Genomic DNA, 24,501 nt, shown 5'->3' on the forward strand with positions numbered 1-24,501 from the left:
ACGCGACGTATCAGGACATCTCGGCCAAACGCGCGACGTAGCGGGCCAGCGTATCGATCTCAAGGTTGACACGATCACCTACATGAACGTCGCCCCAGGTGGTCACCTCTTTGGTGTGCGGAATGAAGTTGATACCAAAATCGCAATCATACACATCGTTGACCGTCAGAGAGGTTCCGTTCAGCGCAACCGATCCTTTTGGGGCGATAAACCGCGCCAAGTCTTTGGGCGCACGCAGAGTCACACGGGTGCTGTCGCCTTCATCTTCGACGGCAACAACCTCGGCCACCCCGTCCACGTGACCGGACACGATATGGCCACCCAACTCGTCGCCGACCTTCAGCGCACGTTCAAGATTGACGCGTTTGCCAACAGTCCACGTATCCAGGTTGGTTTTCGACACAGTTTCGGCGCTGATCTGAACATCATACCAATCGTCCCCCAGTGCGATCACGGTCAGGCACACGCCATCACTGGCAATCGAAGCCCCGATATCAATACCGGACGTGTCATAGGCTGTTTTGATCCGGGCGCGCAGGTCTCCCTTCTGCTCCAATTCGGTGACGGTGCCCATGTCGGTTACGATCCCTGTAAACATTCCGTTAACCCTCACTCCCTACGCTGTACGTGTCTATCACCGCCGAGGTAAGCCTATCAGACCGCGCGAGCAAGCCCTGCCTTGCCGTGCCTCGCCCAAACGGGCATAGTTTCGACAATAAAACCAAACGAGCAGTCCATATGCAGCATACGCCCTTAGATCCAAAAGATCGCGTATTCCTGTTTCTGCAGGGACCACATGGGCCGTTTTTCTCGGCGCTGGGAAAAATGCTGCGCGCCGCTGGGGCTCAGGTCTGGCGCGTTGGGTTCAATGCCGGTGATCAGGCATTCTGGTTCGAAAAGGCAAGCTTTTTACCATTCCTTGAACGACAAGAAAACTGGCCTGATACCCTTTGCCGGATCGTGGAGGATAAGGGCGTTACCGATATCGTCCTGTACGGGGACACCCGCCCGGTCCACGCTCAGGCAGTCCAAATTGCGCAGGCGCGCGGCATTATCGTTCATGTGTTCGAGGAGGGCTATCTGCGCCCATGGTGGATCACTTATGAGCGCAACGGGTCAAACGGGAACTCTCGGCTCATGTCTCTGGATGCCGAGCAAATGCAGCAGGCTTTGGAAGTCGGGGACAGCAAATCGCCTCCACCGCCCTCACATTGGGGGGATATGCGGCAGCATATCTTCTACGGCGCCCTCTATCATTGGTTCGTGATGTTTCGGAACGGGCGATACAAAAACTTCCGCCGACATAGGGAATTGCCCGTATCACAAGAGTTCAGACTTTACTTCAAACGACTGATCTTGATGCCTTTTCACCGGATGCGTCGCAGTGTTGCAACGGCACAGGTCAGATGGGGCGGTTATCCTTATCACCTTGTCTTGCTGCAGTTGGGGCATGACAGCTCAGTCCAGGCACATTCTGGCTATTCTGGTATGTGCGAATTTCTGGATCACGTGATCGAAGGCTTCGCGCAGGGCGCGCCGGCCCATCACAGGTTGGTCATCAAAGAACACCCGCTGGAAAACCACCGTGAACCATTGCGCCGTCACGCGATGGAAAGCGCCAGAAGAAATGGGATCCGGGACAGAATTCACTATGTGCCCGGCGGTAAGCTTGCCAAGCTTCTGGACGATGCGAACTCGGCTGTCACCGTAAACTCAACAGCAGGTCAGCAGGTGCTGTGGCGCGGCATTCCGCTACGAACATTCGGGCGGTCGGTTTATGAGAAGCATGAATTTGTGTCGCAGCAACCTATCGCTGCCTTTTTCGCGGCCCCCAAGCACCCGGACAGCGATGCCTACAGGTGTTACCGACAGTTCCTTCTGGAGACCAGTCAAGTGCCCGGCGGGTTCTATTCGCGACGTGGTCGACGGCAGGCTTTGCGACGTGCCGCAGATATGATGTTGACGGCCACCGACCCCTACCAATCGATCCTCAACAAGAACGCGGCCCGGACGCCACAGTTGAAAATCGTTAAAGGACACGGCCACTCTGTGACTGGAAGTTGAGCGCCTGACCCGCTAATCTGCGCCCAAGTATAAAAAGACTGAGGATATTCGGCAGTGAACATCTCTCCTATGCGTTGGATGCGGGGGGTTTCCCTTGTGGCCGCAATCGGCCTTCTGGCGGCGTGCCAGCTTCCGAAATCCGGACCGAACAAAACCGAAATTCTGGCCGGAGCCGTTCAAAACGGTGGCAATGCATTTGTTGTCGAGGTCGATGACCGGGTAACCCGTGCCACGTCCTCGGTCCCGCAATACGGCTTTTCCTCGTCGTTTAGCAGCGCCCAGACGTTGACTGCTGATACCGTGCGACCCGGCGACGTCCTTAGCTTGACCATCTGGGAAAACGTTGATGATGGCCTTCTGTCCAGCGAAACGGGTGCAGCAACGGCGTTGGACGAGGTGCAGGTCGACAGCGAGGGTTTCATCTTTGTGCCCTATGCAGGTCGTTTGCGGGCCGCCGGAAACACACCGGAACAACTGCGTGTTCTGATCACAAACAAGTTGCAGGAACAGACGCCAGACCCTCAGGTCGAAGTACGACGCGCTGCTGGCGACGGGTCTACTGTCTCGCTGACCGGCACAGTCGCAGCACCCGGCATCTATCCAATCGAGCGGCCGACCCGGTCCTTGCTGGGCATGTTGTCTCAGGCGGGTGGCGTCTCGGTGGCGTCTGACATTGCACTGGTGACCCTGATCCGTGGAGGCCAAAAGGGCACCGTCTGGTACGAAGATTTGTACCGGAACCCCAAGCTGGACGTAGCCTTGCGCGGTGGTGACAGGATCCTCGTGGAAGAAGACAGCAGGTCTTACATCGCCCTCGGCGCCACTGGCGGCCAATCCCGCGTGGCATTTGAAAGCCAGGACTTGTCCGCGCTCGAAGCCCTTGCCCAGGTGGGCGGCCTCCTAACTCTGTCGTCGGATCCAACAGGCATCTTCATACTGCGCAAGGAACGCGAGAGCGTGGCCCGGAGCATCACAGGCCGTGCTGATCTGAAGGGTGATCAGCGCATGATTTACCTGCTGAACCTGACCTCACCCAACGGTCTGTTCATCGCGCGCGACTTCGTAATCCGCGACGATGACACGATCTATGTGACTGAAGCGCCCTACGCACAGTGGAGCAAATCGATCTCGCTTATTGCAGGTGGCCTGACGCCAATTGCGAATGTTGCCACGCTGACTGGCAACTGATGCATGATACCTGACACCGACAACGCAGCCGGGGCCAGTCGCACCCGGTTGTTTGTCTATAACGGCGGGTTTTTGTCGCAAAAGCGTCTCAAGAGAATACTGTCTCTGGCTGGCTTTGATATTCGTTTGGGCATCCCCCAAAGCGAAGATTGCGTGGGCGTCTGGGGCAACAGCCCCACGGCTCATCGAGGCTTGAGGGTCGCCGAAAAGCACGAAGTTCCAGTTCTGCGCATCGAAGATGCGCTTCTCAGGTCACTGCATCCCGGACGCGAAGGCGAACCGCCGCTGGGTCTGCTTCTGGATCGCTCGGGCTTGCATTTCGATGCGTCACGCCCGTCCGATCTTGAGAAGATTCTGATCAACGATCCGTTGGACAACACCGCTCTGCTCAATCGCGCGCGCGCAGCAATCGAACGGATCAAGGAACTGCACCTAAGCAAATTTTCCGCATTTGATCTGGACGAGGCTCCACCCAATCCCGGTTACGTTCTGGTCGTCGATCAAACAGTGGGAGACGCTGCGGTCAAATCCAGCGGAGCGGACCGGGCTCGTTTCCTTGAAATGCTGTTTGTCGCGCAAGAAGAAAACCCTGGCGCACAGATACTAATCAAGACACATCCGGAAACGCAGGCGGGTCATCGCCAAGGGCATTTCACCGATCAGGACTTTTCAGATCGGATCTCGCTTTTCAACACCCCGATCAGCCCTTGGCCTCTGTTGGAAGGTGCTGTCGCCGTTTATACAGTGTCCTCTCAACTGGGATTCGAAGCCATCCTAGCCGGGCACAAACCGCGTGTGTTCGGTCAACCTTTCTATGCAGGTTGGGGCCTGACGCAGGACGAAAACCCGATCGCGCGCCGCCAGCGCAACCTGACCCGCGCGCAACTTTTCGCTGCAGCTATGCTGCTGTACCCTACATGGTACGATCCATACCGGGACGAGATCTGCGATCTGGAGATGGTGCTGGACACGCTTGAAGCACAAACCCGCGCCTGGCGTCAGGACCACAAAGGATGGACCGCCTCGGGCATGCGTCTGTGGAAACGCAAACACGTGCAGCAGATTTTTGGGCGGCACGGAAAACTGAGATTCACGTCTGCGCAGCCAGAACACTCAGATCGCCCGCATATGGTCTGGGCCAGTCAGGCAAGAAACACCGAAGGAGCGGTGCGGGTTGAAGACGGGTTCCTCAGGTCGCGCGGATTGGGGGCGGAACTGGTGCCTCCACTGTCATTGGTCACGGACGAAATCGGCATCTATTACGACCCCACGAAACCGAGCCGGTTGGAGGACCTGATCAGCCTGCGCGAAACACTGCGCCCAGATCAGGAGATGCGTGCCGAACGCCTGATAGAGCGGCTATTGGCTGAGGGATTGAGCAAGTATAACACGGGCCTACCCGCCCCTACCTTGCCTGAAGGGCACCGCATTCTGGTTCCCGGACAGGTCGAGGATGACGCTTCGATCCTGTTGGGCACAGGCGCCGTGCGCAGCAATATGGATTTGCTGCAAGCTGCTCGCGATGCCAACCCAAACGCAATCCTGATCTACAAGCCACATCCCGACGTCGAGGCCGGATTGCGTGAAGGCAAGATTGACGCAACGGTCTTGGCAGACGTTGTCGTACCCCACACGAATCCCGCTGCGTTGCTGACCCAAGTTCAGGAAGTTTGGACAATGACCTCGCTTTTGGGGTTCGAAGCCTTGTTGCGCAGGGTAAAGGTGACAACCCTTGGCGCACCTTTCTATGCCGGGTGGGGCTTGACCACAGACCTTGGGGTCGTTCCAGCCCGTCGGGGCGCAAGACCGTCACTGTTGGGTTTGGTCCACGCCACGCTGATCGACTATCCCCGCTATTTCGATCCTGTTACCGGTCAAGCCTGCCCTGTCGAAGTAGCAGTCGAGCGTCTGGCACAGGGAAACGCCGCTGCGACAGGTCCGATCAATCGATTGCTTTCAAAACTCCAGGGAGCGTTCGCAACGCATGCTCATTTTTGGCGCTAGACTTACGCAGGGGGTTTGCGCCAACGGTGCAGGATATCGTCCCCCACAACCTGCGTTTCGATAAGCTCGAACCGCGGCGCGGCTTCAAGTGTTTCAAACCCCAAGGTTCCAACGGATGAAAGCCCGTCGGCCCCGATTGTCAGACCGGCCGTAAAGCCAACCAGTTCATCCACCAAATCCTCGGCCAGAAGCGAAGCCGCAAGTGCTGCTCCGCCTTCACAGAACACGCTTGTCAGACCGGCCTGCCCCAATTGCTGAAGCAGATCCAGCGCGTCGATATGGTGGTCTTTCAAGGCGCACGGGATGAGCTTTGCCCCAAGCCCTTCCCAAGCGCGTGCACGCTCGGCATCGGGGTGATGCGCATGACAGAGCCAGACTGGCGTTTTCGAGGCTGTGCGCGCCAACTGCCCCATCAGGGATATGTCCATGTGGCGCGATACCACTACGCGCACAGGCTGATGCGCAATACCTAGGTCCCGCACCGTCAGCGACGGGTCATCTGCGCGCGCTGTTCCTGCCCCGACCATGACCGCATCGTGACGTGCCCGCATTGCGTGAACAACGCGGCGCGCTTGTGGCCCGGTGATCCACTGACTGTGCCCTGTTGAGGTTGCAATCCGTCCATCAAAACTGCTGGCCAGTTTGAGGGTGACAAATGGCCTGCCCTGTTCGGTCTTTAAGAAAAAACCTTCCAAATCCCGTTCTGCTTGTTCTGCCAGAATACCGGTTTGAACCTCAATTCCGGCCTCACGCAGCATTGCAAAGCCCTGTCCGGCCACGCGTGGATCGCTGTCCTCAACGGCAGCAACAACACGAGATACACCTGCTGCGATCAAAGCCTCGGCACAGGGCGGGGTTTTTCCATGATGGGAACAGGGCTCTAGTGTCACGTAGGCGGTGGCGCCACGCGCAGCCTGTCCGGCTTGGGCTAAAGCCTCGGTCTCGGCATGAGGACGCCCCCCGGGCTGTGTCCAGCCACGCCCAATTATTCGGCCTTCGCGCACGACGACACACCCGACAGCCGGGTTTGGCCAGCACGTCCCTTGACCGCGCCGCCCTAAAGACAGGGCCAGCGCCATAAATCGCTTATCTGTTTCGTTCACTCGTCCGTCGGAGGCTGCGGCGGTCGCAGTTCGTGGACAAACTCCTCGAAATCATCGGCCGCCTGGAAATTCTTATACACACTCGCAAAGCGAACATAGGCGACGGTATCGATCCGCGCCAGAGCTTCCATGACAATCTCACCGATCTTGTTGGACGGAATATCCGTGTCGCCCATACTTTCCAGCCGGCGCACGATGCCCGAGATCATCTGATCGATCCGTTCCGGATCAACAGGCCGTTTCTGCATCGAGATGCGGATCGAACGCTCCAGCTTGTCGCGGTCGAAATCCTCGCGCTTACCGTTGGTTTTGATCACCACCAGATCGCGCAGTTGCACACGCTCGTACGTCGTGAACCGCCCCCCACAGGCTGGACAGAACCGGCGTCGGCGAATTGCCACATGGTCCTCTGCAGGACGTGAGTCTTTTACCTGAGTGTCGATATTTCCGCAAAACGGGCAGCGCATCCGCCGTCTCCTCGTCCCATGTTCGGCCTCTTTTTGTAAGCGCTGCGGCTTACTTATCCACAACTATAGGGCAGCCGCTAGGGTTTGGGTAGTCGGAATTTTCAACCGCAAGATAAAGGGTCAGGCCAAATGTGCAGCGACATGTCTTTGATGAGGCGCAGTGCGGTGTTCAAACAGGTAAATCCCCTGCCAGGTTCCAAGAACCATTCGGCCCTTCGACACTGGGATCGACAATGACACAGGCATGAGTGCTGCCTTGATATGTGCTGGCATGTCATCCGGCCCTTCATAAGTATGGCGCAGATAGGACATGGCCGGATGGTCAGACGGAGGCACAAGTCGTTCGAAAAAGGCCTGAAGATCGGTTTGAACCTCGGGGTCGGCGTTTTCCTGGATCAGTAGTGAGCACGAGGTATGGCGGACAAACAGCGTCAGAACGCCGTCGGCAGCCCCCTGATCCACCCAGTGACGGACGTCAGACGTGAATTCGTATAGCCCCGGACCTTGGGTGTGCACTACGAATTCAGTCTGCATCGTGACGATCCTGTTGGTTTATCAGTCGTTGAAGAACGGCCGATAATTACACTGGGCATTTGCACCTTGTACAGATTCACTATTGCCGGGCTGAAACCCGAACGAGATAAAGCTGCTGGGTTGCACATCGACGGACTGGGGTTGCTTGATCGAAAACTGAATCGCCGTTCTGCGTCCGGTGGTGACACTGGGTCCATAACCGCGCAAGACATAGATCCGGTCCATCCAGCCCAGTCCCAGGGTTCGGCGCGCATAATCCGCCGCTGCGCACCAGTACCCTTCCGTACGCTGATCGCCTCGCGGGATAACCTCGAAGTCCGTGGCGTTGATCGGTTCAGTTCGATACCCGTTTCGCGCAGCATCCGCAGTCAAGGGAACACTGAAGGCAACTATGGCCAATGCGGCAAGTGTAGAAAACTTTTTCATCGTTAAATCTTCCCTGATTGTGTGTCCCAGTTAGGTTAGTCCAGCTTCGCAAATTGCACAGTGCCCCTCACGATCAATTCAGCCAGCCCCGCGCATTGTGTGATCAGGTGTGAGCCAACCTTGGTACCGGATCAGCAATCCCAACCCGGGCGCATTGGCCGAAACGTCGAACCTGAACCGGCCTTGCGCGTCCTGCCATTCACGCGTGTTCGAACGCGGCAATGCAAAAGCGGGCAAAGGAACGCCAAATACGCTCAGTCGGAGAATGTCAATGTGCAACACGCCGTTTTGCAGGCTCGGCCGCAACCAGATAGAAATCGCCCCAAATTTTTCTCGGACACAGTTCCGATTTGCGTCATAGACCAGATGCGAAGTGGTGCAATGGCCACCAAAGTCGCGGGTCCAGGTTAGGTTTTCGCCGATCATGTCTATTGTAACACAAACAGGAACGCCTTTGCCGCCGGGAGGAAACCCGGCCAAGTTTGTCGCGATCTTGGCAAGAAAACCGGTGCCCCGCTCGATGTCACATTGGCCTGAATACTGACCTTCTGTGCTGTGCAGCCACTGAACCGCATTGGGCAAGCTGTGATTGGGGCCTAAAGCTTGCAAAAACGGATCACTTGACATCAAAAGCCGTCGCTTGCAAATCGCGCTTTCACGTCGGCACCCGGCATCAAACATGCGCCGGATCTGCCGAACAGATTGTACCTGTTCCGTGCTATCAGGCGATATACGGGAACTTTCAGCGCTTTGGGCAGGAAGCGGCATATCGACAACAGCTTCCACATTCCCGGCAATTGACGCATGGCTGCGGCAAACGCATCCAGATGCTGATAGACCACCCCATCGACGATCACCAAGTTGGTTTCAAAGTTCCGTGTCGGCAAACCCAGCTGTTGGTAGAGCTTTTGCCCAAGCGGAGATTGCGCAGTTGCAAACTGAAAACACCGCAACTTGTCATGTCTGAGCATGAACTTGAAGAACCACGAACACAGGACGCATTCGCCGTCGAACACAATCAGGTTCGGGCCGTAGCCTTCTGAATTTAAGACACTTTCTCGCACGTCTTTGGTATCCGTGACCTCGCTTTTCCAGAAAGGTCGCAAATCTTTAACCTCAGAACAATGCGACATCTGCGAAAGGAAGCGTGCCGGGGAGCGCTGAGCAGAGAGTGGTGATTTCTCCGAAGGCTCTGACCTTATCCCCATAAAGGTGCTAACCCGGCAACACGCCATATCTGGGCGTTTATACGGTGATGTTCATGTGAGGCCCGGTCAATTCCTTGCGGGATTCTGCCATCGACGATTGCGGGTCTGCGAAAATCACAATCGCCTTACGGAATTCTATGATATGCTGCCTGTGGTTTTGTAGTCGTAAGGTATTGTTATTGCGATGGACGTGGATGTTGGCCGTCTTCATTTCTTTGTTCAGGCGTTGGATCGCTACAGTGGCAATGCGAACATGTCCCGGGCTGTTCTGGGCCAAACCGGACTGAAGCCGCAAGATATCGCCCCTCCGGTTGAAACGTGCAGCATTCAGAAAGAAGCCCTCTTCATCCGGTATGCCTGTGACGCCACCAAAGACATAACTTTTGCGGCCCGCACAGGGCTTGAGGTCACCTCGGCCTCAACCGTGACGGCATATATCAGTAAATATTCCAGAGACCTGAAACAGGTGATGGAGAACCTTTCACGTTTTCACGGGATTATAGACCCGGCTATCGCGCTAAGTTTGCGCGTCGCAGGAAACTTTGCTGCTTTGGAAGCGGATTGGAAAGATGCTGGATTTGCGCGCTATCATCGACGCACCGAATTTCTGATCTTCGCCGCACTGGCAAGAATGCGCAATCTGACCCAGATCAACCTGCAACCAATTGAAATTCGGTTTCAACACAAGGTCGGGGATCAAGCCAAAAGCTTTGAAAAGATTGCTGGTTTTCCGGTGATCTTTGGCTCGGAGAAAATGGAGATCGTGCTGCCCCTTTCAGCGCTGGAGTTGCCGGTTCCCACCTACGACCCCAAACTGCGCGAACATCTTCTGGAATACGGTGAACGCCTGCTGGCCGAATGTGAAAAACCAAACCGCTCGATCCGCGCGCGGACCGAAGGCATGATCACCAAGTCCCTGCCCGGCACGATTCCGCAGGCCGAGGTCATTGCGTCTGAGCTTGGGATGAGCTTGCGAACCTTTAGCCGCCGCCTGAAGGAAGAAGGTACAAGCTATCGCGACATCGTGGACGACCTAAGGTGTGATTTGGCACAGACCTTTCTGAACAACCGGATGTCCTTGTCAGAGATTTCGTTTTCGCTGGGGTATGCGGATCAGGCCGCCTTCTCAACCGCCTTCAAACGCTGGACAGGGCAGCCGCCAAGCGCCTTCAAGACCCGTGTCGAACATCCCATTCGAACGTAAGACCGGGGGTCATCGGCCCTAAAGCCTCGCCCCGGCCCTGCCCCATGAGTGGACAAGACCGATATAGAAATCGACAGCGCCCGTGCCGTGTGAATTCCCGCCAATGTGATGAGAGAACAGGCCAATGTGATGGCCAACGAAAAAGGCGCCTCGTGTGAGGCGCCTTTGAATTTACTGATCCAGGAAAGACCGTAGCTTTCGAGATCGGCTGGGGTGCTTCAACTTGCGCAGGGCCTTCGCTTCGATCTGGCGGATACGCTCGCGGGTCACGCTGAACTGCTGGCCAACCTCTTCCAGAGTGTGGTCAGTGTTCATGCCAATGCCAAAACGCATCCGCAGAACCCGTTCCTCACGCGGGGTGAGCGAGGCCAGAACCCGAGTGGTCGTTTCCTTGAGGTTCTCTTGAATGGCGCTGTCCAGAGGCAGCACGGCATTCTTGTCCTCGATGAAATCGCCCAGCTGGCTGTCTTCTTCGTCACCGATTGGCGTTTCCAGCGAGATTGGTTCTTTGGCGATTTTCATCACCTTGCGAACCTTCTCAAGCGGCATTTGCAGCTTTTCAGCCAGTTCTTCCGGCGTCGGCTCGCGTCCGATTTCGTGCAGCATCTGGCGACCGGTCCGAACCAGCTTGTTGATCGTTTCGATCATGTGAACCGGAATACGGATGGTCCGCGCCTGATCGGCAATCGAGCGCGTGATCGCCTGACGAATCCACCACGTCGCATAGGTCGAGAACTTATAGCCGCGGCGGTATTCGAACTTGTCCACCGCCTTCATCAGTCCAATGTTACCTTCCTGAATAAGATCAAGGAATTGCAGGCCACGGTTCGTGTATTTTTTGGCAATCGAGATCACCAGACGCAGGTTGGCCTCGACCATTTCCTTCTTGGCCTGACGTGCCTCTTTCTCGCCCTTCTGAACCTGTTGCACGATGCGGCGGAATTCAGAAATATCCAGACCGACATACTGACCGACCTGAGCCATATCGTTGCGCAGTTCTTCGACCTTAGCCGTCGAGCGTTCGATGAACATCTGCCACCCGCGGCCCGGCTTTTCTGCCATCTCGGACAACCAGTTCGGATCCAGTTCGCGACCCCGGTAAGCTTCGATGAACTCACGACGGTTGATACGGGCCTGATCGGCAAGCTTCACCATCGCGCTGTCCAGAGACATGACACGGCGGTTGATACCATAAAGCTGGTCGATCAGCGCTTCGATCCGGTTGTTGTGCAGATGAAGACCGTTCACCAGCTCAACGATTTCGGCGCGCAGCTTCTGATAGGTTTCTTCGTCTTTTTCACTGAACGAGCCATCTTCATTCAGGGTGGCCGAAATCCGGCTATCCTGCATTTCCGACAACATCGAGAAATCGGTCGAGATGCGTTCAAGCGTGGTCAGGACCTGATCCTTCAGCGCCGCTTCCATCGCGGCCAGCGACATGTTGGCCTGATCGTCATCATCGTCGTCATCGTCATTGTTCAGCGGATTGCCGTCAGCATCCAGCTCGGGGCCGGTGTCCTTTGCGGGCTTCGCTGCCTGCACTGTGGATGTGTCGACCACAGGCTCTTCCACATCACCGTCTTCGTCCATCTGATTGCCAAATGTGGCCTCCAGATCGATGACGTCGCGCAGAAGAATGTCTTCGGACAACAATTCGTCATGCCAGATGGTGATCGCCTGGAAGGTCAGCGGGCTTTCGCACAGCCCCTGGATCATGGTGTTCCGACCCGCTTCAATCCGCTTGGCGATGGCAATTTCGCCCTCGCGGCTCAGCAGTTCAACCGAACCCATCTCGCGCAGATACATGCGGACAGGGTCGTCTGTGCGGTCCAGTTTTTCTGTGGCGGCCCCAGCCAATGCAACTTCACGGTTGCTATCGGTGGTGGTCAGTTCGGTCGAGCCTTTGTTCTCTTCCTCTTCTGCCTCTTCATCTTCGATGATGTTGATGCCCATCTCGGACAGCATCGACATAACGTCTTCGATTTGCTCCGAGCTGACCTGATCTGGTGGCAGAACCTGATTGAGCTGGTCGTAGGTGATGTAACCTTTCTCGCGGGCCTCGGCGATCATCTTCTTGACCTGGGCCTGGCTCATGTCCAGCGAGATTTCCTGTTCCTGCTCTTCGGATTTGCGATCTTCGGTCGTGTCTTTGGCGGCCATTCAATGCTCCTGCAGGGATGGGTGATTCGTTTGAACCGAATCATTAGCGCGTAGAAGTGATTCGGCCACCCGTTTACCCGTTTTTCTTTTCCAGTGCCTTATGAAAACACCACTTTACCGGCGTTTCCGCTCGAATTTGATACCGGACATGATTGCCTTAAACGCGTCTTTCTCGTCGCGGTTGATTCGCGCACCGTTGTCGGCAATGTCGAATACGGCCCTGTCTTCGTTCTGGCTGCGGCTTGTACGGTTGCGCTCTTCGGCGGCTTGCGCCAGCCGATATGTCAGCGCCTCATCGGCCAGATCAGACAATTCCTCCGCCGCTTCGGCTATCTCAGCATCCAACCCCCGGAGCGCTTTGATCTTTGCGAGTTCCTCAGCCAGTGTCATCTCGGCCTTTTCAACGTCGCCCGGTTTGTACACACAGGGGATCACTGCGACATGGCGAAGGGCCAGCAGGTTTTCAAGGGGCTGAGCCCCCAAAGAATCTACAATGTGGTCTTTCAGATGATCCGGATCATCAATCGCGTGACGCAGAATGGCGTCTCGCAGGGCAGCGTATTCGGGGTTGAGGCATTCCATGTCTTCAAGCTGGTGCTCGAACTGGACAACGACCTGTGGGTTTAGGATGGCGATGGCGAGAATGGCCGCCTCGCGCAGTTGGATATCAGCGGTCTCGGACGACGCCAGGAAAGACGCCCGCGCACCCGGCGAGGCGCTCTGCGGAGGCTGCCACTTGCCACGCGGCTGCCACTGTCGGTTCTGTGGTTGGCGCTGGGGACGGAATAGCTGCCAGCGCAAATCCTTGATCTCTTGCCCATAATGCGAGCGGATCGAGGGGTCGCGGATCAGTTTGATCTTGTCGCGCAACGATTTGTCCAGCGCCGCCTTGCGCTCGGGGCTGTCAAAGACTTTCCCTTCGGTCTCACGCTGCCACAGCAGTTTGACCATCGGAATGGCGCTTTCCAGCACCGATTGCACAGCCCCAGACCCTTCTGCCCGCAACAAATCGTCGGGATCCTTGCCTTCGGGCATCAGTGCAAAGCGCAGTGATTTACCCGCTTCGAGCAACGGCAAAGCCAGATCGACCGCTCGCATCGCAGCACGCAGTCCCGCCGTATCACCATCCAGCGCAATGATCGGTTCGTTGGAAACGCGCCAGAGCAATTGCAACTGATGCTCGGTGATTGCCGTGCCCAAAGGGGCGACCGACGCGCCAAAGCCCGCCTCGGCCAGCGCAATCACGTCCATATACCCTTCGGCCACGATCAAAGGCTGCCCTTTGCCCGCCGCCTGCCGCGCAGGGCCATGGTTGAACAGGCTGCGCCCTTTATCGAACAACTCGGTCTCGGGCGAGTTCAGGTATTTAGCGTTATCATTGGGGTCCATCGCCCGCCCACCAAACGCGATACACCGTCCACGCGGATCGCGGATAGGGAACATGATCCGGTTACGGAACGTGTCATAAGGTTTCTTACCCTTGTTGGACGGCTTGGCCAGCCCTGCCCCAAGGATCAGATCCTCAGCCACATTCTTGCCGCGCAGATGATCCCACAGCGCCTGCCACCCATCCGGGGCAAATCCGATCTCCCACCGATCCAGCGCTTGCGCGTCCAACCCTCGACCCGTCAAGTAATCGCGTGCAGGCGCACCCGCCCCTGTTTTGAGTTGCAGTCGGAAGAACTGCACTGCCTGCTCCATCACATCAGCCAATTGCGACCGGCGGTCCTGCTTTTCCTGCGCTTTGGGATCACGGGCGGGCATGGGCATCCCAGCCTCACGCGCCAAAATCTCAACCGCTTCGATGAATGAGACATTCTCGGTCTCCTTCACAAAACTGATTGCGTCGCCTTTGGCGTGACAGCCGAAGCAGTAATAAAACCCCTTCTGGTCATCGACGTGGAACGAGGCCGTCTTTTCATGGTGAAACGGGCATGGGGCCCACATATCCCCCTTGCCTTGGTTGGACTTGCGCTGATCCCACATAACTTTGCGCCCGACGACCTGAGACAGGCTTAGCCGGGTACGCAACTCATCCAGAAATCCGGGGGGCAAAGACATGGGTCAAACCTGCCAGAAATGAAAACCCGCGCCAAGGGGACGGCGCGGGCTTATCCACAAGGAATTGGCGTAACTGTGGATTATTGCTGCAGACACAGCTCCAACCACGCGGCACCCAGATCCTTCTTGCGCACATCGCGCATCTTTTGCTCATAAACCCAGGGGGTAATCAGCGGAATCGCCGCATTATAGTTCTCGGGCCAGGTCGGTGAACTGTCCGCAATCGCCTGTGCGACGTCGCGCTCTTTTATCTTGTCCAACCGTGCCTTCTGGATCGCGGCCACCACATCGGCCTGATATTTACAGCTTTGCTCGGCGCTGTCCTGAGCCAGTGAAGGGGTGGCAAGCAAGGCCGCGACGATGGCGATACGCAACATGGGGTTCTCCCGGATTCGTTTCTTTCGGCGCAGCTTACCTGTCTGCGTCTCGGGCTGCCATAATCCTTTTTGCCACCTGGCACCGCTGAACAGCTTGAGAGTGGGGCAGCCAGCCTGCCCCACCTGTTTTGACGTCAGAGCCCTTTGGCGCGGTAGCTTTTCGCCACGCGGTCAATTGCCACGATATAAGCCGCTGTGCGCAGGTCCTCTACATCGTCTCGGCTGTGCCAGACCTCGCGCATCGACTGGTAAGCAATGCGCATGGTGTCATCCAGACCGGATCGCACCAGTTCCAACTCGTCAGCCCCTTTCAGATACTGCGTCTTAAAGTCAGGCGACATCGTCCAGGCATCGCCAAGATAGCGGTCCAGCCTTTCCAATTCGCTCACGATCAACTCATGCCGCGCTTCTTCCTGTCGCCGCTGCATCCGGCCAAAGCGGATATGGCTGAGGTTCTTGACCCATTCGAAGTAAGAAACGGTCACACCACCAGCGTTGGCATACATATCCGGGATGATCACTGTGCCCTTCTTGCGCAGGATTTCATCCGCACCTGCAGTCACCGGCCCGTTTGCGGCTTCGATGATCAAAGGCGCTTTGATCCGCTCGGCGTTGGACAGATTGATGACACCTTCCAGTGCAGCCGGAATCAGGATGTCACATTCCGCTTCCAGCACGCTTCCACCCTCGGCCGAGTGGGTCGCATCGGGGTAATCCTTGACCCCGCCATGTTTGACGATCCACTGGCGGACCGCTTCAACGTCGATGCCGTCAGGATTGTACAGCGCACCGTCCCATTCTATGATGCCAACGATGATTGAGCCGTCCTGTTCGCTGAGGAACTTGGCCGCGTGGTACCCCACATTACCCAATCCCTGCACCACTACGCGCTTACCATCCAGCTTGCCAGACAGGCCAGCTTTCTGCACGTCTTCCGGATGGCGGAAGAACTCGCGCAGCGCGTATTGGATGCCGCGTCCCGTTGCCTCAACCCGTCCGGCAATGCCGCCCGCGTTCAGAGGCTTACCCGTTACACAAGCGCGCGCGTTTATGTCTGTGGTGTTCATCCGCGCGTATTGGTCGGCCATCCATGCCATTTCTCTTTCACCCGTTCCCATATCGGGGGCCGGGACGTTCTGAGACGGGTTGATCAGGTCACGCTTGGCCAGTTCATAGGCAAAGCGTCGGGTGATCTGCTCCATCTCATGTTCTTCGTACTTTCTGGGATCAATGCACAAACCGCCTTTGGATCCGCCAAACGGCGTTTCAACCAGCGCGCATTTATAGGTCATCAGCGCTGCCAGCGCTTCAACTTCGTCCTGGTTCACGGCCAGAGCATAGCGGATACCGCCTTTGACAGGCTCCATATGTTCGGAATGCACAGAACGGTATCCGGTGAAAGTATGGATTTCCCCCCTGAGCCGCACACCAAATCGAACGGTGTAGGTCGCGTTGCAAACCCGGATCTTTTGCTCCAGCCCCGGTGGCAGATCCATCAGGGACGCCGCCCTGTTGAACATCAAGTCAACACTCTCACGAAAGCTGGGTTCTTTGATGCCGGTCATACAATCCTCCGTATCGATACCAGACGCAACGTCATGACTTTTTGTCGCACCAGTTGCGTCAGGCTGCAATCAAACATTGCACTTTTTTTCATCATTTCATTAACAAATACGTCACCGCCTGTGGATGAGTCGGTCTACCGACTGAATCCTTAACGAATTGTTTTCATTTCATTGACAGATCGGTCTGGGCGACAGGTTTTATAGCCGATTTGCGCGTAAAAAGGCCAAAACCAAGCCTTTTTCGCCCAATTCACGCCATGTTTGAAAACTAAATTTATACCAAATCTCTTTTTATGTCGCACGAATTCTACGTGCGGTGCGGAGTCATCAAATGATTAAACACTCGCTTCAGAACGACGGCTCGATGCCGAAACGCAAAGCTTCCCAATTGCGCGCGTTCGTTGACAGGGAAGACGGCACTTTTACAATCTTCACTCTACTCATCCTGATCCTGATGCTTGCGATCACCGGCATGTCCATGGACATCATGACTCATGAACGTGATCGCGCCAACGTGCAATCCACCTTGGACCGTGCCGTTCTGGCTGCCGCAGACCTGGACCAAAAACTTCCTCCGCAGCAGGTTGTCGAAGACTATATGGAAAAGGCCGGTCTGGGCCATCTTGAAAAGACGATTACAGTTGTCGAAGGGTTCGGCTCGAGAACAGTGTCAGCGACGGCAGAGGCGGTCGTGCCAACGCGTTTCCTGCGGTTCGGTACTGTGACAGAGCTGGGGATTGTAGCGGCAAGTACTGCCGAAGAGTCGATCGGTTCGGTCGAGATTTCTCTGGTTCTGGACATGTCTGGGTCTATGACAAGATCGTCTGCCACCGCGGGGAAGTCGAAAATCGAAGTTCTGCGAAGCGCAGCCAAGGAATTTGTCACGCTGATGCTTGAAGAATCCGGCGAGACTAAAATTTCAATGTCGATTGTGCCTTATGCAACGCAGGTCAATGCGGGGCAGGACATTTTGGGCAAGTTCGACAATGTAACGTCGGAACATGCTTATTCGCACTGCGTGAATTTCACATCGGGTCAATTTAGCTCTGCGACGCTTGACCCGTCAGTCTTTTACCAACGCACCGCTCATTTCGACCCATGGCGCTACAGCAGCGCATATGTAAACGGTGGGTATACTGATGGTGAACAGAGCCCCGCTTATTATGTGTGTCCAGTGCGTAATGGCAGTGAGATCACACCTGTTACGGACAACGTTGAGTATCTGCACAATCGCATCGACGCCCTGACGGCAAGCGGCAACACCTCTATTGATGTGGGTATGAAGTGGGGTGTTGGAATGTTGGATCCGACATTCCAGCCGGTGATCAACGATCTGGCGGCCGAAGGCAAAGTGCCTGCGAAATTCTCGGTTCGCCCTGAATCCTTCGACTCGGATGTTCTGAAGGTCGTGATCGTCATGACCGACGGTCAAAACACCACGCAATACATGCTGGACTCGTCTGTCCGCAGTGGACAGACCGATATCTGGTTCAACCCCGAATTTGAGCGGGCAGATGGCAAGAAAGGCGAATACAGCGTTCGTTATGCGCGCAACCCTGATCGGTGGGTTTGGATGCAACATACCGAAGAAAACGGCGGTAGTTACGTCACTGCGGAGCATCCGTTCGGGAACCCCCCCAATGAGAACGACTCGAACGAAGAGATCGGAACTGCAACGCGCCTGACCTATCCCGAACTGTTCGATCTGGCCTCGCTGTGGTGGAATGCCAAGAATAACTACTACTGGCAGTCCAACCATGAAAGCAACTGGTATTGGAACCTTCGGAAATCTGTCGGCTCATCCACAAAAAATACGCGTACGGCCAGCATTTGTGGCGCAGCGAAAGACGAGGGTGTCATCATTTACGGCATTGCGTTCGAGGCACCGACCAACGGCCTGAACACCATCAAGTCCTGCGCCAGCTCAGATAGTCATGTTTACAACGTAAGCGGGCTGAACCTGGAAAAGGCGTTTGCATCGATTGCGTCCTCTATCCGCAAACTGAGGCTGACCCAATGATCCGTAAGACCAAGTCAAAACTTAGCTTCTTCAAGCGATCAGAGACCGGAAACGCGACGATCGAATTTGTTATGATCGTTCCCTTCTTCCTGGCGTTTTTGGGGATTGGGGCGGAAATGAACGTTATCACCACGCAACACGGCGCTCTGGAACAAGGCGTAGATAGGGTGGTTCGGGACATTCGACTGAACACTGGTACAAAATGGGATCATGACGTCATTAAAATCCGGATCTGTGAAATTTCTGGCATCCAGAACTGCGAGGCGAACCTGCGTTTGGAAATGATCAGGCAGAACGCGTTCGTAGGAATAAATCTTCCTGAAAAACCAGACTGCACCGATAGCACGGAAGAGGTTAACCCGCTGCATGAGTTTAAGTTCGACAGCGGTGAATCAAACGAGTTGATGATCCTTCGCGCCTGCCTCCGTGTTGACCCCGTATTCAAGACGTCTGTCATCGCGCGTGAAGTCCCCGACGAATCCGGTCATTACTCTTTGACTGCGACGACGGCATTCGTACAGGAGCCACGGTAAAGCCATGTCTGTCATGCGAAACGTGAAAAAACGCGTCCAAGCCTTCAAGGAAGATGAAAGCGGCATTCTGACAGTAGAAGCCCTGATGATCTTCCCTCTGTTGCTTTGGACTGTCACATTCTCTTTCACAGCATTTGAAGGGTTTCGGCAGAGCGCGTCGAATCAAAAGGCGGCTTATACAGTCAGCGACCTGATCTCGCGTGAATCACAGGAAGTGACCGACATATATATCGACTCGCTACAAGAGTTGATGGGACGGATGATCAACAACCGTTCCGATGTGGATGTTCGGATCTCATTGTTGCGGTACGAAGAAGATGAAGACCGACACGATGTGCGCTGGTCAACCGCACGCGGATACGATTGGGTTTGGGACGACACCAATGTCGAAGAACTCAAAGATCGTCTGCCGCCGATGCCCGACCAAGACACGATTATTTTGGTGGAAACATCGAACGAATATATTCCGATGTTCAAACCGGGTTGGGACTTTGCAACCGGAATTACCTTTGAAAACTTCATCTTCACAAGCCCCCGCTTTGCCGGCAAGGTTGCATGTGACCTAGAGAGACCCCCGGTCATCTGTAAGAAGGAAGACTAGGGCCTCTGACATGAACTTGGCTTCGGCGGCAGCTGTCATGCCGCCCACGCCCACCCTGCGCCCTAGTCGCCACCACAGGCCCGGCGCCCATTTGTTTGATGCTTTGTGACGCATCCGAACCAGAAAACCGTTTGACGGTTTGAACGCGAACACGCCGCGATCAACAGTTTCGATGTCTTCGACTTTCGCAATGATCTGACCTGACCCCGTGCGCAGTTCCGAACGGGTCAACTCGATACGGTCCTGTGTCGCGTACCAGACACGATATGCCAGCCACAGCGACGCTCCACCCACGGCGAACAGGAACGCTTGCCACATCGGCTCGGGCGGGGACGCCAGAGCGACATACGTTACCAGTGCCCCAACCGTCGTCAGCATCCCTACCCCGGCCCAGCGTCTGGGCGAAGATGCCTCAATCGTTGCCAGCACTTCTTCCTGCATGGAAATCTCCTGTTTCGATCCTCTGGATTTAGCCGCTTTGCGCAGGAAACAACAGGGGTTTGGTTTATCTGCAAATTCGCACAGGTTCGGTTTTTCCGCGCGAATTGACTGCGCAAGCGCAGAGTTTACATGCTGCTCAAACAAATCGGAGGTTGCCATGTCTCTCAGACCTACATTGGAAACGCGCAGGGCCATTCCAACGATGGAAGGGGCCGGCGTTAAACTGCATCGCGCATTCGGGTTTCAGGACCCGTCCGAGCTGGACCCCTTCCTGTTGTTCGACGATTTTCGAAACGAACGGCCGCAGGACTACCAAGCCGGGTTTCCGTGGCATCCCCATCGCGGGATCGAGACAATAACTTATGTTCTGGCTGGATCGGTCGAGCATTCCGATTCACTGGGCAACACCGGCACCCTGGGTGCTGGCGATGTGCAATGGATGACTGCGGGTTCAGGTATCCTGCATCAGGAAATGCCGCACGGAAACACCTCGGGCCAGATGCATGGATTCCAATTGTGGGGCAACCTGCCCTCGGACCAGAAGATGACCGCTCCGCGCTATCAGGATGTTCAAAGCAAGGACATTCCCGAAGTCACCGATGACGACGGCACAACTGTTCGTGTGATTGTCGGAGAGTTCTGGGGCAAAACCGGGCCGGTGGATGGTATCGCGGCAGACCCGCAATATCTGGACATCTCGATCCCCGCAGGTGTGAAAAAAACATTTCGGATTGACACCTACCGCCGGGCCTTCGCTTATGTTTTTCAGGGGCAAGCCGCCTTTGCCGACGCCTCGCAGCCAACAGGTGTGCTGTTGGAGAAAGAGGTCGCAGGGCAAGAGGTCAACATCCGCGACATGTCAGGCGACAGAACTCTTGTCCGTTTTGGAACCGGAGATGAAATCACGGTTCAGGCAGGCCAGGAAGGTGTTCGGTTCTTGTTGATCTCTGGCGCCCCGATTGATGAGCCGGTCGCGTGGCACGGTCCTATCGTGATGAACACACGCGCCGAGCTGGAAAAAGCCTTTCGGGAACTCAGAAACGGGACATTCATTCGCCCCGCACACTGATACATCGGCGGCCTGATCCTGTCAGGCCGTCACAGCCTTGTGCACCATGTTCCAATAGGTCTGTTCGACCTCATCCAGCGACAATCGGCCACCGGATCGATACCAGGTCATCACACCGTTCAACATGGCAATCACGGCAAGCGTCGCAATCTTGGTGTCTGGTATAGCAAACTGACCCGCCTGCTGTCCGGCGTGAAGGATGTTTTCCAACGCGTTTTCGTACTGTCGGCGAAGGTCCTCAATTTCTGCGAAGTTCTCAGGCGAGAGATTTCGCAACTCCATGTAAGCAATGAAAACCTCATCAGGGCGTTGCAAATGGAACCGGATGTGAAACCCGACGAACTGGCGCAGCGCTTCCTCTGCGTCATCGCCACCTTGCAAATCGTGAAACGCTGACAGCAACTCTTGCATGTGCTCCCGCATCAAACGGTACAGCAGGCTCTGCTTGTCTGGTGTGTAATTGTACAAGGCCCCCGCCTGTACACCGACTTCTTTCGCAATCTGCCGCATCGAAACGGCAGCATAACCGTGACGTGCAAACAGGTGCAGCGCAGCCTTACGAATGCGGGGGCCGGTAATGTCAGAATGAGAGCCTTGAGTTCGTGCCATGCCTTCACAGTATCTGAACAATTGTTCAGATAGAACCCTGCTTGATCGAAGACATCAAAACGTGCATCACAAGAGGGCTCGAGAAACCAAAAGCGTGCCCTATGAAACTGCTGCCTTTACTTCCTCTTGTTCTTCTTTGTGCCGGGTGCGCGGATTTTCCTGAGTTGGAAGGAAGCGAACCTGCTTCAGTTAAAAAGGCCCCCTACCCGCAGCTTGTACCACTACAGGAAACACTTGGTGCCCCTATTGATCCAGTAAGCGAAGCTGCGGCGGTCGAAGAAGACCTGACCCAACGTGGCGAGGCTTTGGCACAAAAGGCGGAAGCGCTGCAAAATGCGCAAACCAACTAAAGCACGGCATCCCCCCACAATCACCCGGTGACGGATTGCACCCTTGGCCCGAACCCGCTAAGGCAGCGCTGATCGGACAAACATCCGAATACAGTGAGATTCCGGCGGAAAGGGACACGCGACATGACACAGGCACTGCGGCTGGGAATTGCGGGCTTGGGAACAGTCGGCGTCGGTGTTGTCAAGATTGTGCGACGCCATGCCGACCTGCTGAAAGCCCGCACAGGCCGTTCGATTGAGATCGTGGCCGTATCCGCACGAGATCCAAACAAAGACCGCGGTGTAAACCTGTCGGATTACGCTTGGGAAACCGATCCGGTCGCGCTGGCTAAGCGCGACGATATCGATGTTTATGTCGAGTTGATGGGTGGCGAAAACGGCCCTGCAAAAGCTTCGGTTGAAGCGGCTTTGGCGTCAGGCAAGGATGTTGTCACGGCCAACAAAGCACTGCTGGCCATCCACGGTCAGGAACTGGCGGAACAGGCCGAGGCCACAGGTCGTGTCATCCGGTTCGAGGCGGCAGTTGCCGGTGGCATCCCGGTGATCAAATCCCTCACCGAGGGTCTGGCAGGAAACGAGATTACGCGTGTGATGGGCGTGATGAACGGCACCTGCAACTACATCCTGACCCGGATGCAATCGCAGCGTCAGGGGTATAATGCACTGTTCGATGAGTGCGCCGAACTGGGCTATCTTGAGGCTGACCCCAATCTGGACGTGGGGGGCATCGACGCGGCGCATAAACTGGCGCTGCTGGCCTCGATCGCCTTTGGCACCAAGCCGAATTTCGACGGGATCGAGATTGAAGGTATTCAGCAGATCAGCCTCGACGATATCGATCAGGCCGAGGATATGGGCTTTCGCATCAAACTGCTGGGCGTGGCGCAGCGCACCGCACGCGGGCTTGAGCAACGTATGCAACCTTGCCTCGTACCCAGCGACTCGCCTCTGGGTCAGTTGGAGGGTGGCACCAATATGGTGGTGATCGAAGGCGACTCGGTCGAACAGGTCGTGTTGCGCGGTCCCGGAGCGGGTGAAGGCCCGACGGCCAGTGCCGTTATGGGGGATGTGTGCGATCTGGCACGCGGTCTTCAGATCTCGACCTTTGGCCGCCCTGCCACATCTCTTGAGGCCGCCAAACCGGCGGTGACAGGTCTGCCTGCGCCATATTATTTGCGGCTGGGCCTGATGGACAAACCGGGTGCTCTGGCCAAGGTGGCCGCCATTTTGGGCGACGCTGGCGTTTCGATCGATCGGATGCGCCAGTATGCCCATGCCGAAAGCACCGCACCCGTGCTGATCGTCACCCACAAAACCACCCGCGCCGCTCTGGACGTCGCGCTGGATGGTTTCCGCAACACGGACGTAGTGGCCGGTGAGCCTGTTGCGTTGCGGATTGAAGAGGTTTGATCTTGCGGCCTGCATGAAACGCACGTTATGCCGGAAGAAACGGCTTTACTGACCAAGGGATACTGAACAATGAGTGCTGCCAAAACCGATTTCAACGACCGCCTGCTGTCTCTGGGGCTTGCAAGGGTGGCGGAGCAGGCTGCACTGGCCTCGGCCTCGCTGGTGGGGCGCGGCGATGAGAAAGCCGCCGATCAGGCAGCCGTAAACGCCATGCGCGAGCAGTTGAACCTGTTGGACATTGCCGGTGTCGTGGTGATCGGTGAAGGCGAACGCGACGAAGCGCCGATGCTGTATATCGGTGAAGAAGTCGGCACCGGAAACGGCCCCGGTGTGGACATCGCGCTGGACCCACTGGAAGGCACTACGCTGACCGCAAAGGACATGCCTAACGCGCTGACCGTGATCGCCATGGGGCCGCGTGGGTCTATGCTGCACGCGCCGGATGTGTACATGGACAAGCTGGCCGTTGGTCCGGGCCTACCTGAAGGCGTGGTTAATCTGGACATGTCCCCGCGTGAACGGGTCGAAGCTTTGGCAAAGGCCAAGGACTGTAAACCGGCCGACATCACCGTCTGCATTCTGGAGCGTCCGCGCCATGAAGCCATGATCGCCGAAGTACGCGAAACCGGTGCCTCGATCCGCCTCATCACCGATGGTGACGTGGCTGGCGTCATGCATTGTGCCGAAAGCGAAGTGACCGGCATTGACATGTACATGGGCCAGGGTGGTGCGCCCGAAGGCGTTCTGGCTGCCGCCGCGCTGAAATGCATGGGCGGTCAGATCTTTGGTCGCCTGTTGTTCCGCAACGACGACGAGCGTGGCCGCGCCGCCAAGGCTGGTATCACTGATCTGGATCGCGTTTATGCACGTGATGAGATGGTGACCGCAGATGTGATTTTTGCAGCAACCGGTGTCACAGGCGGTTCGCTGCTGCCACGCATCAAGCGAGAGCCGGGCTGGGTTGAAACCACAACGTTGCTTATGCGGTCAAAAACCGGGTCCGTGCGCCGCATGTCTTACCGCACGCCCACCTGGCCGCACGACAAGGCGTAACGGCTTGCGCCGTTGCCTTCGGCGAGAGTATTTTTGAAAAGATGAAAAGGCCGG

The 24,501-nt window shown here is 56.2% G+C and carries 24 protein-coding genes; 11 read left to right on the forward strand and 13 right to left on the reverse strand.

The window, feature by feature from the left end:
- Positions 1-10: 10 nt before the first annotated feature.
- Positions 11-598: a riboflavin synthase gene (locus GS636_RS12105; RefSeq protein ID WP_171669639.1), complete on the reverse strand. Its 588-nt coding sequence runs from the start codon at positions 596-598 to the stop codon at positions 11-13.
- Positions 599-738: 140 nt separating this feature from the next.
- Between GS636_RS12105 and GS636_RS12110 the strand changes: the two genes are divergently transcribed.
- The 3 genes from GS636_RS12110 to GS636_RS12120 all read left to right on the forward strand — a co-directional run bounded on the left by GS636_RS12110 (position 739) and on the right by GS636_RS12120 (position 5,256).
- Positions 739-2,064: a capsule biosynthesis protein gene (locus GS636_RS12110; RefSeq protein ID WP_171669640.1), complete on the forward strand. Its 1,326-nt coding sequence runs from the start codon at positions 739-741 to the stop codon at positions 2,062-2,064.
- Between the two features lie 69 nt (positions 2,065-2,133).
- Entirely contained in the window at positions 2,134-3,252 is a 1,119-nt protein-coding gene (locus GS636_RS12115; protein WP_171669738.1) for a polysaccharide biosynthesis/export family protein, read from the forward strand.
- Positions 3,253-3,255: 3 nt separating this feature from the next.
- Positions 3,256-5,256 (forward strand): capsular polysaccharide biosynthesis protein, encoded by a 2,001-nt coding sequence (locus GS636_RS12120; RefSeq protein WP_171669641.1) that lies wholly within the window; start codon positions 3,256-3,258, stop codon positions 5,254-5,256.
- A 2-nt stretch (positions 5,257-5,258) separates the two neighbouring features.
- On the opposite strand, the gene ribD is transcribed toward GS636_RS12120, so the two are convergent.
- From ribD to GS636_RS12150, 6 genes are all read right to left on the reverse strand, one after another.
- Positions 5,259-6,359 (reverse strand): bifunctional diaminohydroxyphosphoribosylaminopyrimidine deaminase/5-amino-6-(5-phosphoribosylamino)uracil reductase RibD, encoded by a 1,101-nt coding sequence (ribD, locus tag GS636_RS12125; RefSeq protein ID WP_171182620.1) that lies wholly within the window; start codon positions 6,357-6,359, stop codon positions 5,259-5,261.
- The gene (gene nrdR, locus GS636_RS12130) at positions 6,356-6,826 is read right to left on the reverse strand and encodes a transcriptional regulator NrdR (RefSeq protein WP_050602693.1); all 471 of its coding nucleotides are present in this window, start codon (positions 6,824-6,826) and stop codon (positions 6,356-6,358) included. Before nrdR ends, ribD begins: the two co-directional genes overlap by 4 nt.
- 120 nt (positions 6,827-6,946) lie before the next feature.
- Entirely contained in the window at positions 6,947-7,360 is a 414-nt protein-coding gene (locus GS636_RS12135; RefSeq protein ID WP_171089239.1) for a secondary thiamine-phosphate synthase enzyme YjbQ, read from the reverse strand.
- A 21-nt stretch (positions 7,361-7,381) separates the two neighbouring features.
- On the reverse strand, positions 7,382-7,786 hold the full coding sequence (locus GS636_RS12140; protein WP_171669642.1) for a hypothetical protein: 405 nt from the start codon (positions 7,784-7,786) through the stop codon (positions 7,382-7,384).
- A 78-nt stretch (positions 7,787-7,864) separates the two neighbouring features.
- Positions 7,865-8,413, reverse strand: coding sequence for a DUF4166 domain-containing protein (locus GS636_RS12145; protein ID WP_171669643.1), 549 nt, complete (start codon positions 8,411-8,413; stop codon positions 7,865-7,867).
- Complete coding sequence (locus GS636_RS12150; protein ID WP_371808725.1) at positions 8,413-8,892, reverse strand: thiol-disulfide oxidoreductase DCC family protein; 480 nt, start codon at positions 8,890-8,892, stop codon at positions 8,413-8,415. The genes GS636_RS12145 and GS636_RS12150 overlap by 1 nt, the downstream gene beginning before the upstream one ends.
- Positions 8,893-9,178: 286 nt before the next feature.
- Between GS636_RS12150 and GS636_RS12155 the strand changes: the two genes are divergently transcribed.
- On the forward strand, positions 9,179-10,198 hold the full coding sequence (locus GS636_RS12155) for an AraC family transcriptional regulator (RefSeq protein WP_171669645.1): 1,020 nt from the start codon (positions 9,179-9,181) through the stop codon (positions 10,196-10,198).
- A gap of 171 nt (positions 10,199-10,369) precedes the next feature.
- Here the strand turns inward: GS636_RS12155 and rpoD are convergent, their stop codons facing one another.
- The 4 genes from rpoD to GS636_RS12175 all read right to left on the reverse strand — a co-directional run bounded on the left by rpoD (position 10,370) and on the right by GS636_RS12175 (position 16,361).
- The gene (rpoD, locus tag GS636_RS12160; RefSeq protein ID WP_171089229.1) at positions 10,370-12,358 is read right to left on the reverse strand and encodes an RNA polymerase sigma factor RpoD; all 1,989 of its coding nucleotides are present in this window, start codon (positions 12,356-12,358) and stop codon (positions 10,370-10,372) included.
- A gap of 114 nt (positions 12,359-12,472) precedes the next feature.
- Positions 12,473-14,419 carry a DNA primase gene (gene dnaG / locus GS636_RS12165; RefSeq protein ID WP_171669646.1) on the reverse strand — a complete coding sequence of 649 codons (1,947 nt, stop codon included), beginning with the start codon at positions 14,417-14,419 and terminating at the stop codon, positions 12,473-12,475.
- 80 nt (positions 14,420-14,499) lie between these two features.
- Complete coding sequence (locus GS636_RS12170; RefSeq protein ID WP_171669647.1) at positions 14,500-14,796, reverse strand: hypothetical protein; 297 nt, start codon at positions 14,794-14,796, stop codon at positions 14,500-14,502.
- A gap of 134 nt (positions 14,797-14,930) precedes the next feature.
- On the reverse strand, positions 14,931-16,361 hold the full coding sequence (locus GS636_RS12175; protein WP_171089223.1) for a Glu/Leu/Phe/Val dehydrogenase: 1,431 nt from the start codon (positions 16,359-16,361) through the stop codon (positions 14,931-14,933).
- Positions 16,362-16,692: 331 nt separating this feature from the next.
- Between GS636_RS12175 and GS636_RS12180 the strand changes: the two genes are divergently transcribed.
- Genes GS636_RS12180 through GS636_RS12190 form a run of 3 tightly spaced genes read left to right on the forward strand, consistent with a single transcriptional unit; the run spans position 16,693 to position 19,515 of the window.
- On the forward strand, positions 16,693-18,381 hold the full coding sequence (locus GS636_RS12180) for a pilus assembly protein TadG-related protein (RefSeq protein ID WP_171182607.1): 1,689 nt from the start codon (positions 16,693-16,695) through the stop codon (positions 18,379-18,381).
- Positions 18,378-18,914 carry a TadE/TadG family type IV pilus assembly protein gene (locus GS636_RS12185; RefSeq protein WP_171182605.1) on the forward strand — a complete coding sequence of 179 codons (537 nt, stop codon included), beginning with the start codon at positions 18,378-18,380 and terminating at the stop codon, positions 18,912-18,914. Before GS636_RS12180 ends, GS636_RS12185 begins: the two co-directional genes overlap by 4 nt.
- Positions 18,915-18,918: 4 nt before the next feature.
- The gene (locus tag GS636_RS12190) at positions 18,919-19,515 is read left to right on the forward strand and encodes a TadE/TadG family type IV pilus assembly protein (RefSeq protein WP_171182603.1); all 597 of its coding nucleotides are present in this window, start codon (positions 18,919-18,921) and stop codon (positions 19,513-19,515) included.
- Here the strand turns inward: GS636_RS12190 and GS636_RS12195 are convergent.
- Positions 19,477-19,956 (reverse strand): hypothetical protein, encoded by a 480-nt coding sequence (locus tag GS636_RS12195; protein ID WP_171669648.1) that lies wholly within the window; start codon positions 19,954-19,956, stop codon positions 19,477-19,479. The genes GS636_RS12190 and GS636_RS12195 overlap by 39 nt on opposite strands.
- Before the next feature lie 157 nt (positions 19,957-20,113).
- On the opposite strand from GS636_RS12195, the gene GS636_RS12200 reads away from it, so the two are divergent.
- Positions 20,114-21,025 carry a pirin family protein gene (locus GS636_RS12200; RefSeq protein ID WP_171669649.1) on the forward strand — a complete coding sequence of 304 codons (912 nt, stop codon included), beginning with the start codon at positions 20,114-20,116 and terminating at the stop codon, positions 21,023-21,025.
- Between the two features lie 21 nt (positions 21,026-21,046).
- Here the strand turns inward: GS636_RS12200 and GS636_RS12205 are convergent, their stop codons facing one another.
- Positions 21,047-21,634 carry a TetR/AcrR family transcriptional regulator gene (locus GS636_RS12205; protein ID WP_171089212.1) on the reverse strand — a complete coding sequence of 196 codons (588 nt, stop codon included), beginning with the start codon at positions 21,632-21,634 and terminating at the stop codon, positions 21,047-21,049.
- 101 nt (positions 21,635-21,735) lie between these two features.
- On the opposite strand from GS636_RS12205, the gene GS636_RS12210 reads away from it, so the two are divergent.
- From GS636_RS12210 to glpX, 3 genes are all read left to right on the forward strand, one after another.
- Positions 21,736-21,984, forward strand: coding sequence for a hypothetical protein (locus GS636_RS12210; RefSeq protein WP_171669650.1), 249 nt, complete (start codon positions 21,736-21,738; stop codon positions 21,982-21,984).
- A gap of 123 nt (positions 21,985-22,107) precedes the next feature.
- Positions 22,108-23,394, forward strand: coding sequence for a homoserine dehydrogenase (locus GS636_RS12215; RefSeq protein WP_171182594.1), 1,287 nt, complete (start codon positions 22,108-22,110; stop codon positions 23,392-23,394).
- Between the two features lie 69 nt (positions 23,395-23,463).
- Positions 23,464-24,447 (forward strand): class II fructose-bisphosphatase, encoded by a 984-nt coding sequence (gene glpX, locus GS636_RS12220; RefSeq protein WP_171089207.1) that lies wholly within the window; start codon positions 23,464-23,466, stop codon positions 24,445-24,447.
- The last annotated feature ends 54 nt before the right edge of the window (positions 24,448-24,501 follow it).

The organism is Ruegeria sp. HKCCD4884 (assembly GCF_013110855.1).
Classification (GTDB): Bacteria; Pseudomonadota; Alphaproteobacteria; order Rhodobacterales; family Rhodobacteraceae; genus Ruegeria.

Bases quoted from the DNA above. Each gene is read 5' to 3' on its own strand.
- GS636_RS12105 (WP_171669639.1), bottom strand. From the start codon at position 598: ATGTTTACAGGGATCGTAACCGACATGGGCACCGTCACCGAATTGGAG.
- GS636_RS12110 (WP_171669640.1), top strand. From the start codon at position 739: ATGCAGCATACGCCCTTAGATCCAAAAGATCGCGTATTCCTGTTTCTG.
- GS636_RS12115 (WP_171669738.1), top strand. From the start codon at position 2,134: ATGCGTTGGATGCGGGGGGTTTCCCTTGTGGCCGCAATCGGCCTTCTG.
- GS636_RS12120 (WP_171669641.1), top strand. From the start codon at position 3,256: ATGATACCTGACACCGACAACGCAGCCGGGGCCAGTCGCACCCGGTTG.
- nrdR (WP_050602693.1), bottom strand. From the start codon at position 6,826: ATGCGCTGCCCGTTTTGCGGAAATATCGACACTCAGGTAAAAGACTCA.
- GS636_RS12135 (WP_171089239.1), bottom strand. From the start codon at position 7,360: ATGCAGACTGAATTCGTAGTGCACACCCAAGGTCCGGGGCTATACGAA.
- GS636_RS12140 (WP_171669642.1), bottom strand. From the start codon at position 7,786: ATGAAAAAGTTTTCTACACTTGCCGCATTGGCCATAGTTGCCTTCAGT.
- GS636_RS12145 (WP_171669643.1), bottom strand. From the start codon at position 8,413: ATGTCAAGTGATCCGTTTTTGCAAGCTTTAGGCCCCAATCACAGCTTG.
- GS636_RS12155 (WP_171669645.1), top strand. From the start codon at position 9,179: ATGGACGTGGATGTTGGCCGTCTTCATTTCTTTGTTCAGGCGTTGGAT.
- rpoD (WP_171089229.1), bottom strand. From the start codon at position 12,358: ATGGCCGCCAAAGACACGACCGAAGATCGCAAATCCGAAGAGCAGGAA.
- dnaG (WP_171669646.1), bottom strand. From the start codon at position 14,419: ATGTCTTTGCCCCCCGGATTTCTGGATGAGTTGCGTACCCGGCTAAGC.
- GS636_RS12170 (WP_171669647.1), bottom strand. From the start codon at position 14,796: ATGTTGCGTATCGCCATCGTCGCGGCCTTGCTTGCCACCCCTTCACTG.
- GS636_RS12175 (WP_171089223.1), bottom strand. From the start codon at position 16,361: ATGACCGGCATCAAAGAACCCAGCTTTCGTGAGAGTGTTGACTTGATG.
- GS636_RS12180 (WP_171182607.1), top strand. From the start codon at position 16,693: ATGATTAAACACTCGCTTCAGAACGACGGCTCGATGCCGAAACGCAAA.
- GS636_RS12185 (WP_171182605.1), top strand. From the start codon at position 18,378: ATGATCCGTAAGACCAAGTCAAAACTTAGCTTCTTCAAGCGATCAGAG.
- GS636_RS12190 (WP_171182603.1), top strand. From the start codon at position 18,919: ATGTCTGTCATGCGAAACGTGAAAAAACGCGTCCAAGCCTTCAAGGAA.
- GS636_RS12195 (WP_171669648.1), bottom strand. From the start codon at position 19,956: ATGCAGGAAGAAGTGCTGGCAACGATTGAGGCATCTTCGCCCAGACGC.
- GS636_RS12200 (WP_171669649.1), top strand. From the start codon at position 20,114: ATGTCTCTCAGACCTACATTGGAAACGCGCAGGGCCATTCCAACGATG.
- GS636_RS12205 (WP_171089212.1), bottom strand. From the start codon at position 21,634: ATGGCACGAACTCAAGGCTCTCATTCTGACATTACCGGCCCCCGCATT.
- GS636_RS12210 (WP_171669650.1), top strand. From the start codon at position 21,736: ATGAAACTGCTGCCTTTACTTCCTCTTGTTCTTCTTTGTGCCGGGTGC.
- GS636_RS12215 (WP_171182594.1), top strand. From the start codon at position 22,108: ATGACACAGGCACTGCGGCTGGGAATTGCGGGCTTGGGAACAGTCGGC.
- glpX (WP_171089207.1), top strand. From the start codon at position 23,464: ATGAGTGCTGCCAAAACCGATTTCAACGACCGCCTGCTGTCTCTGGGG.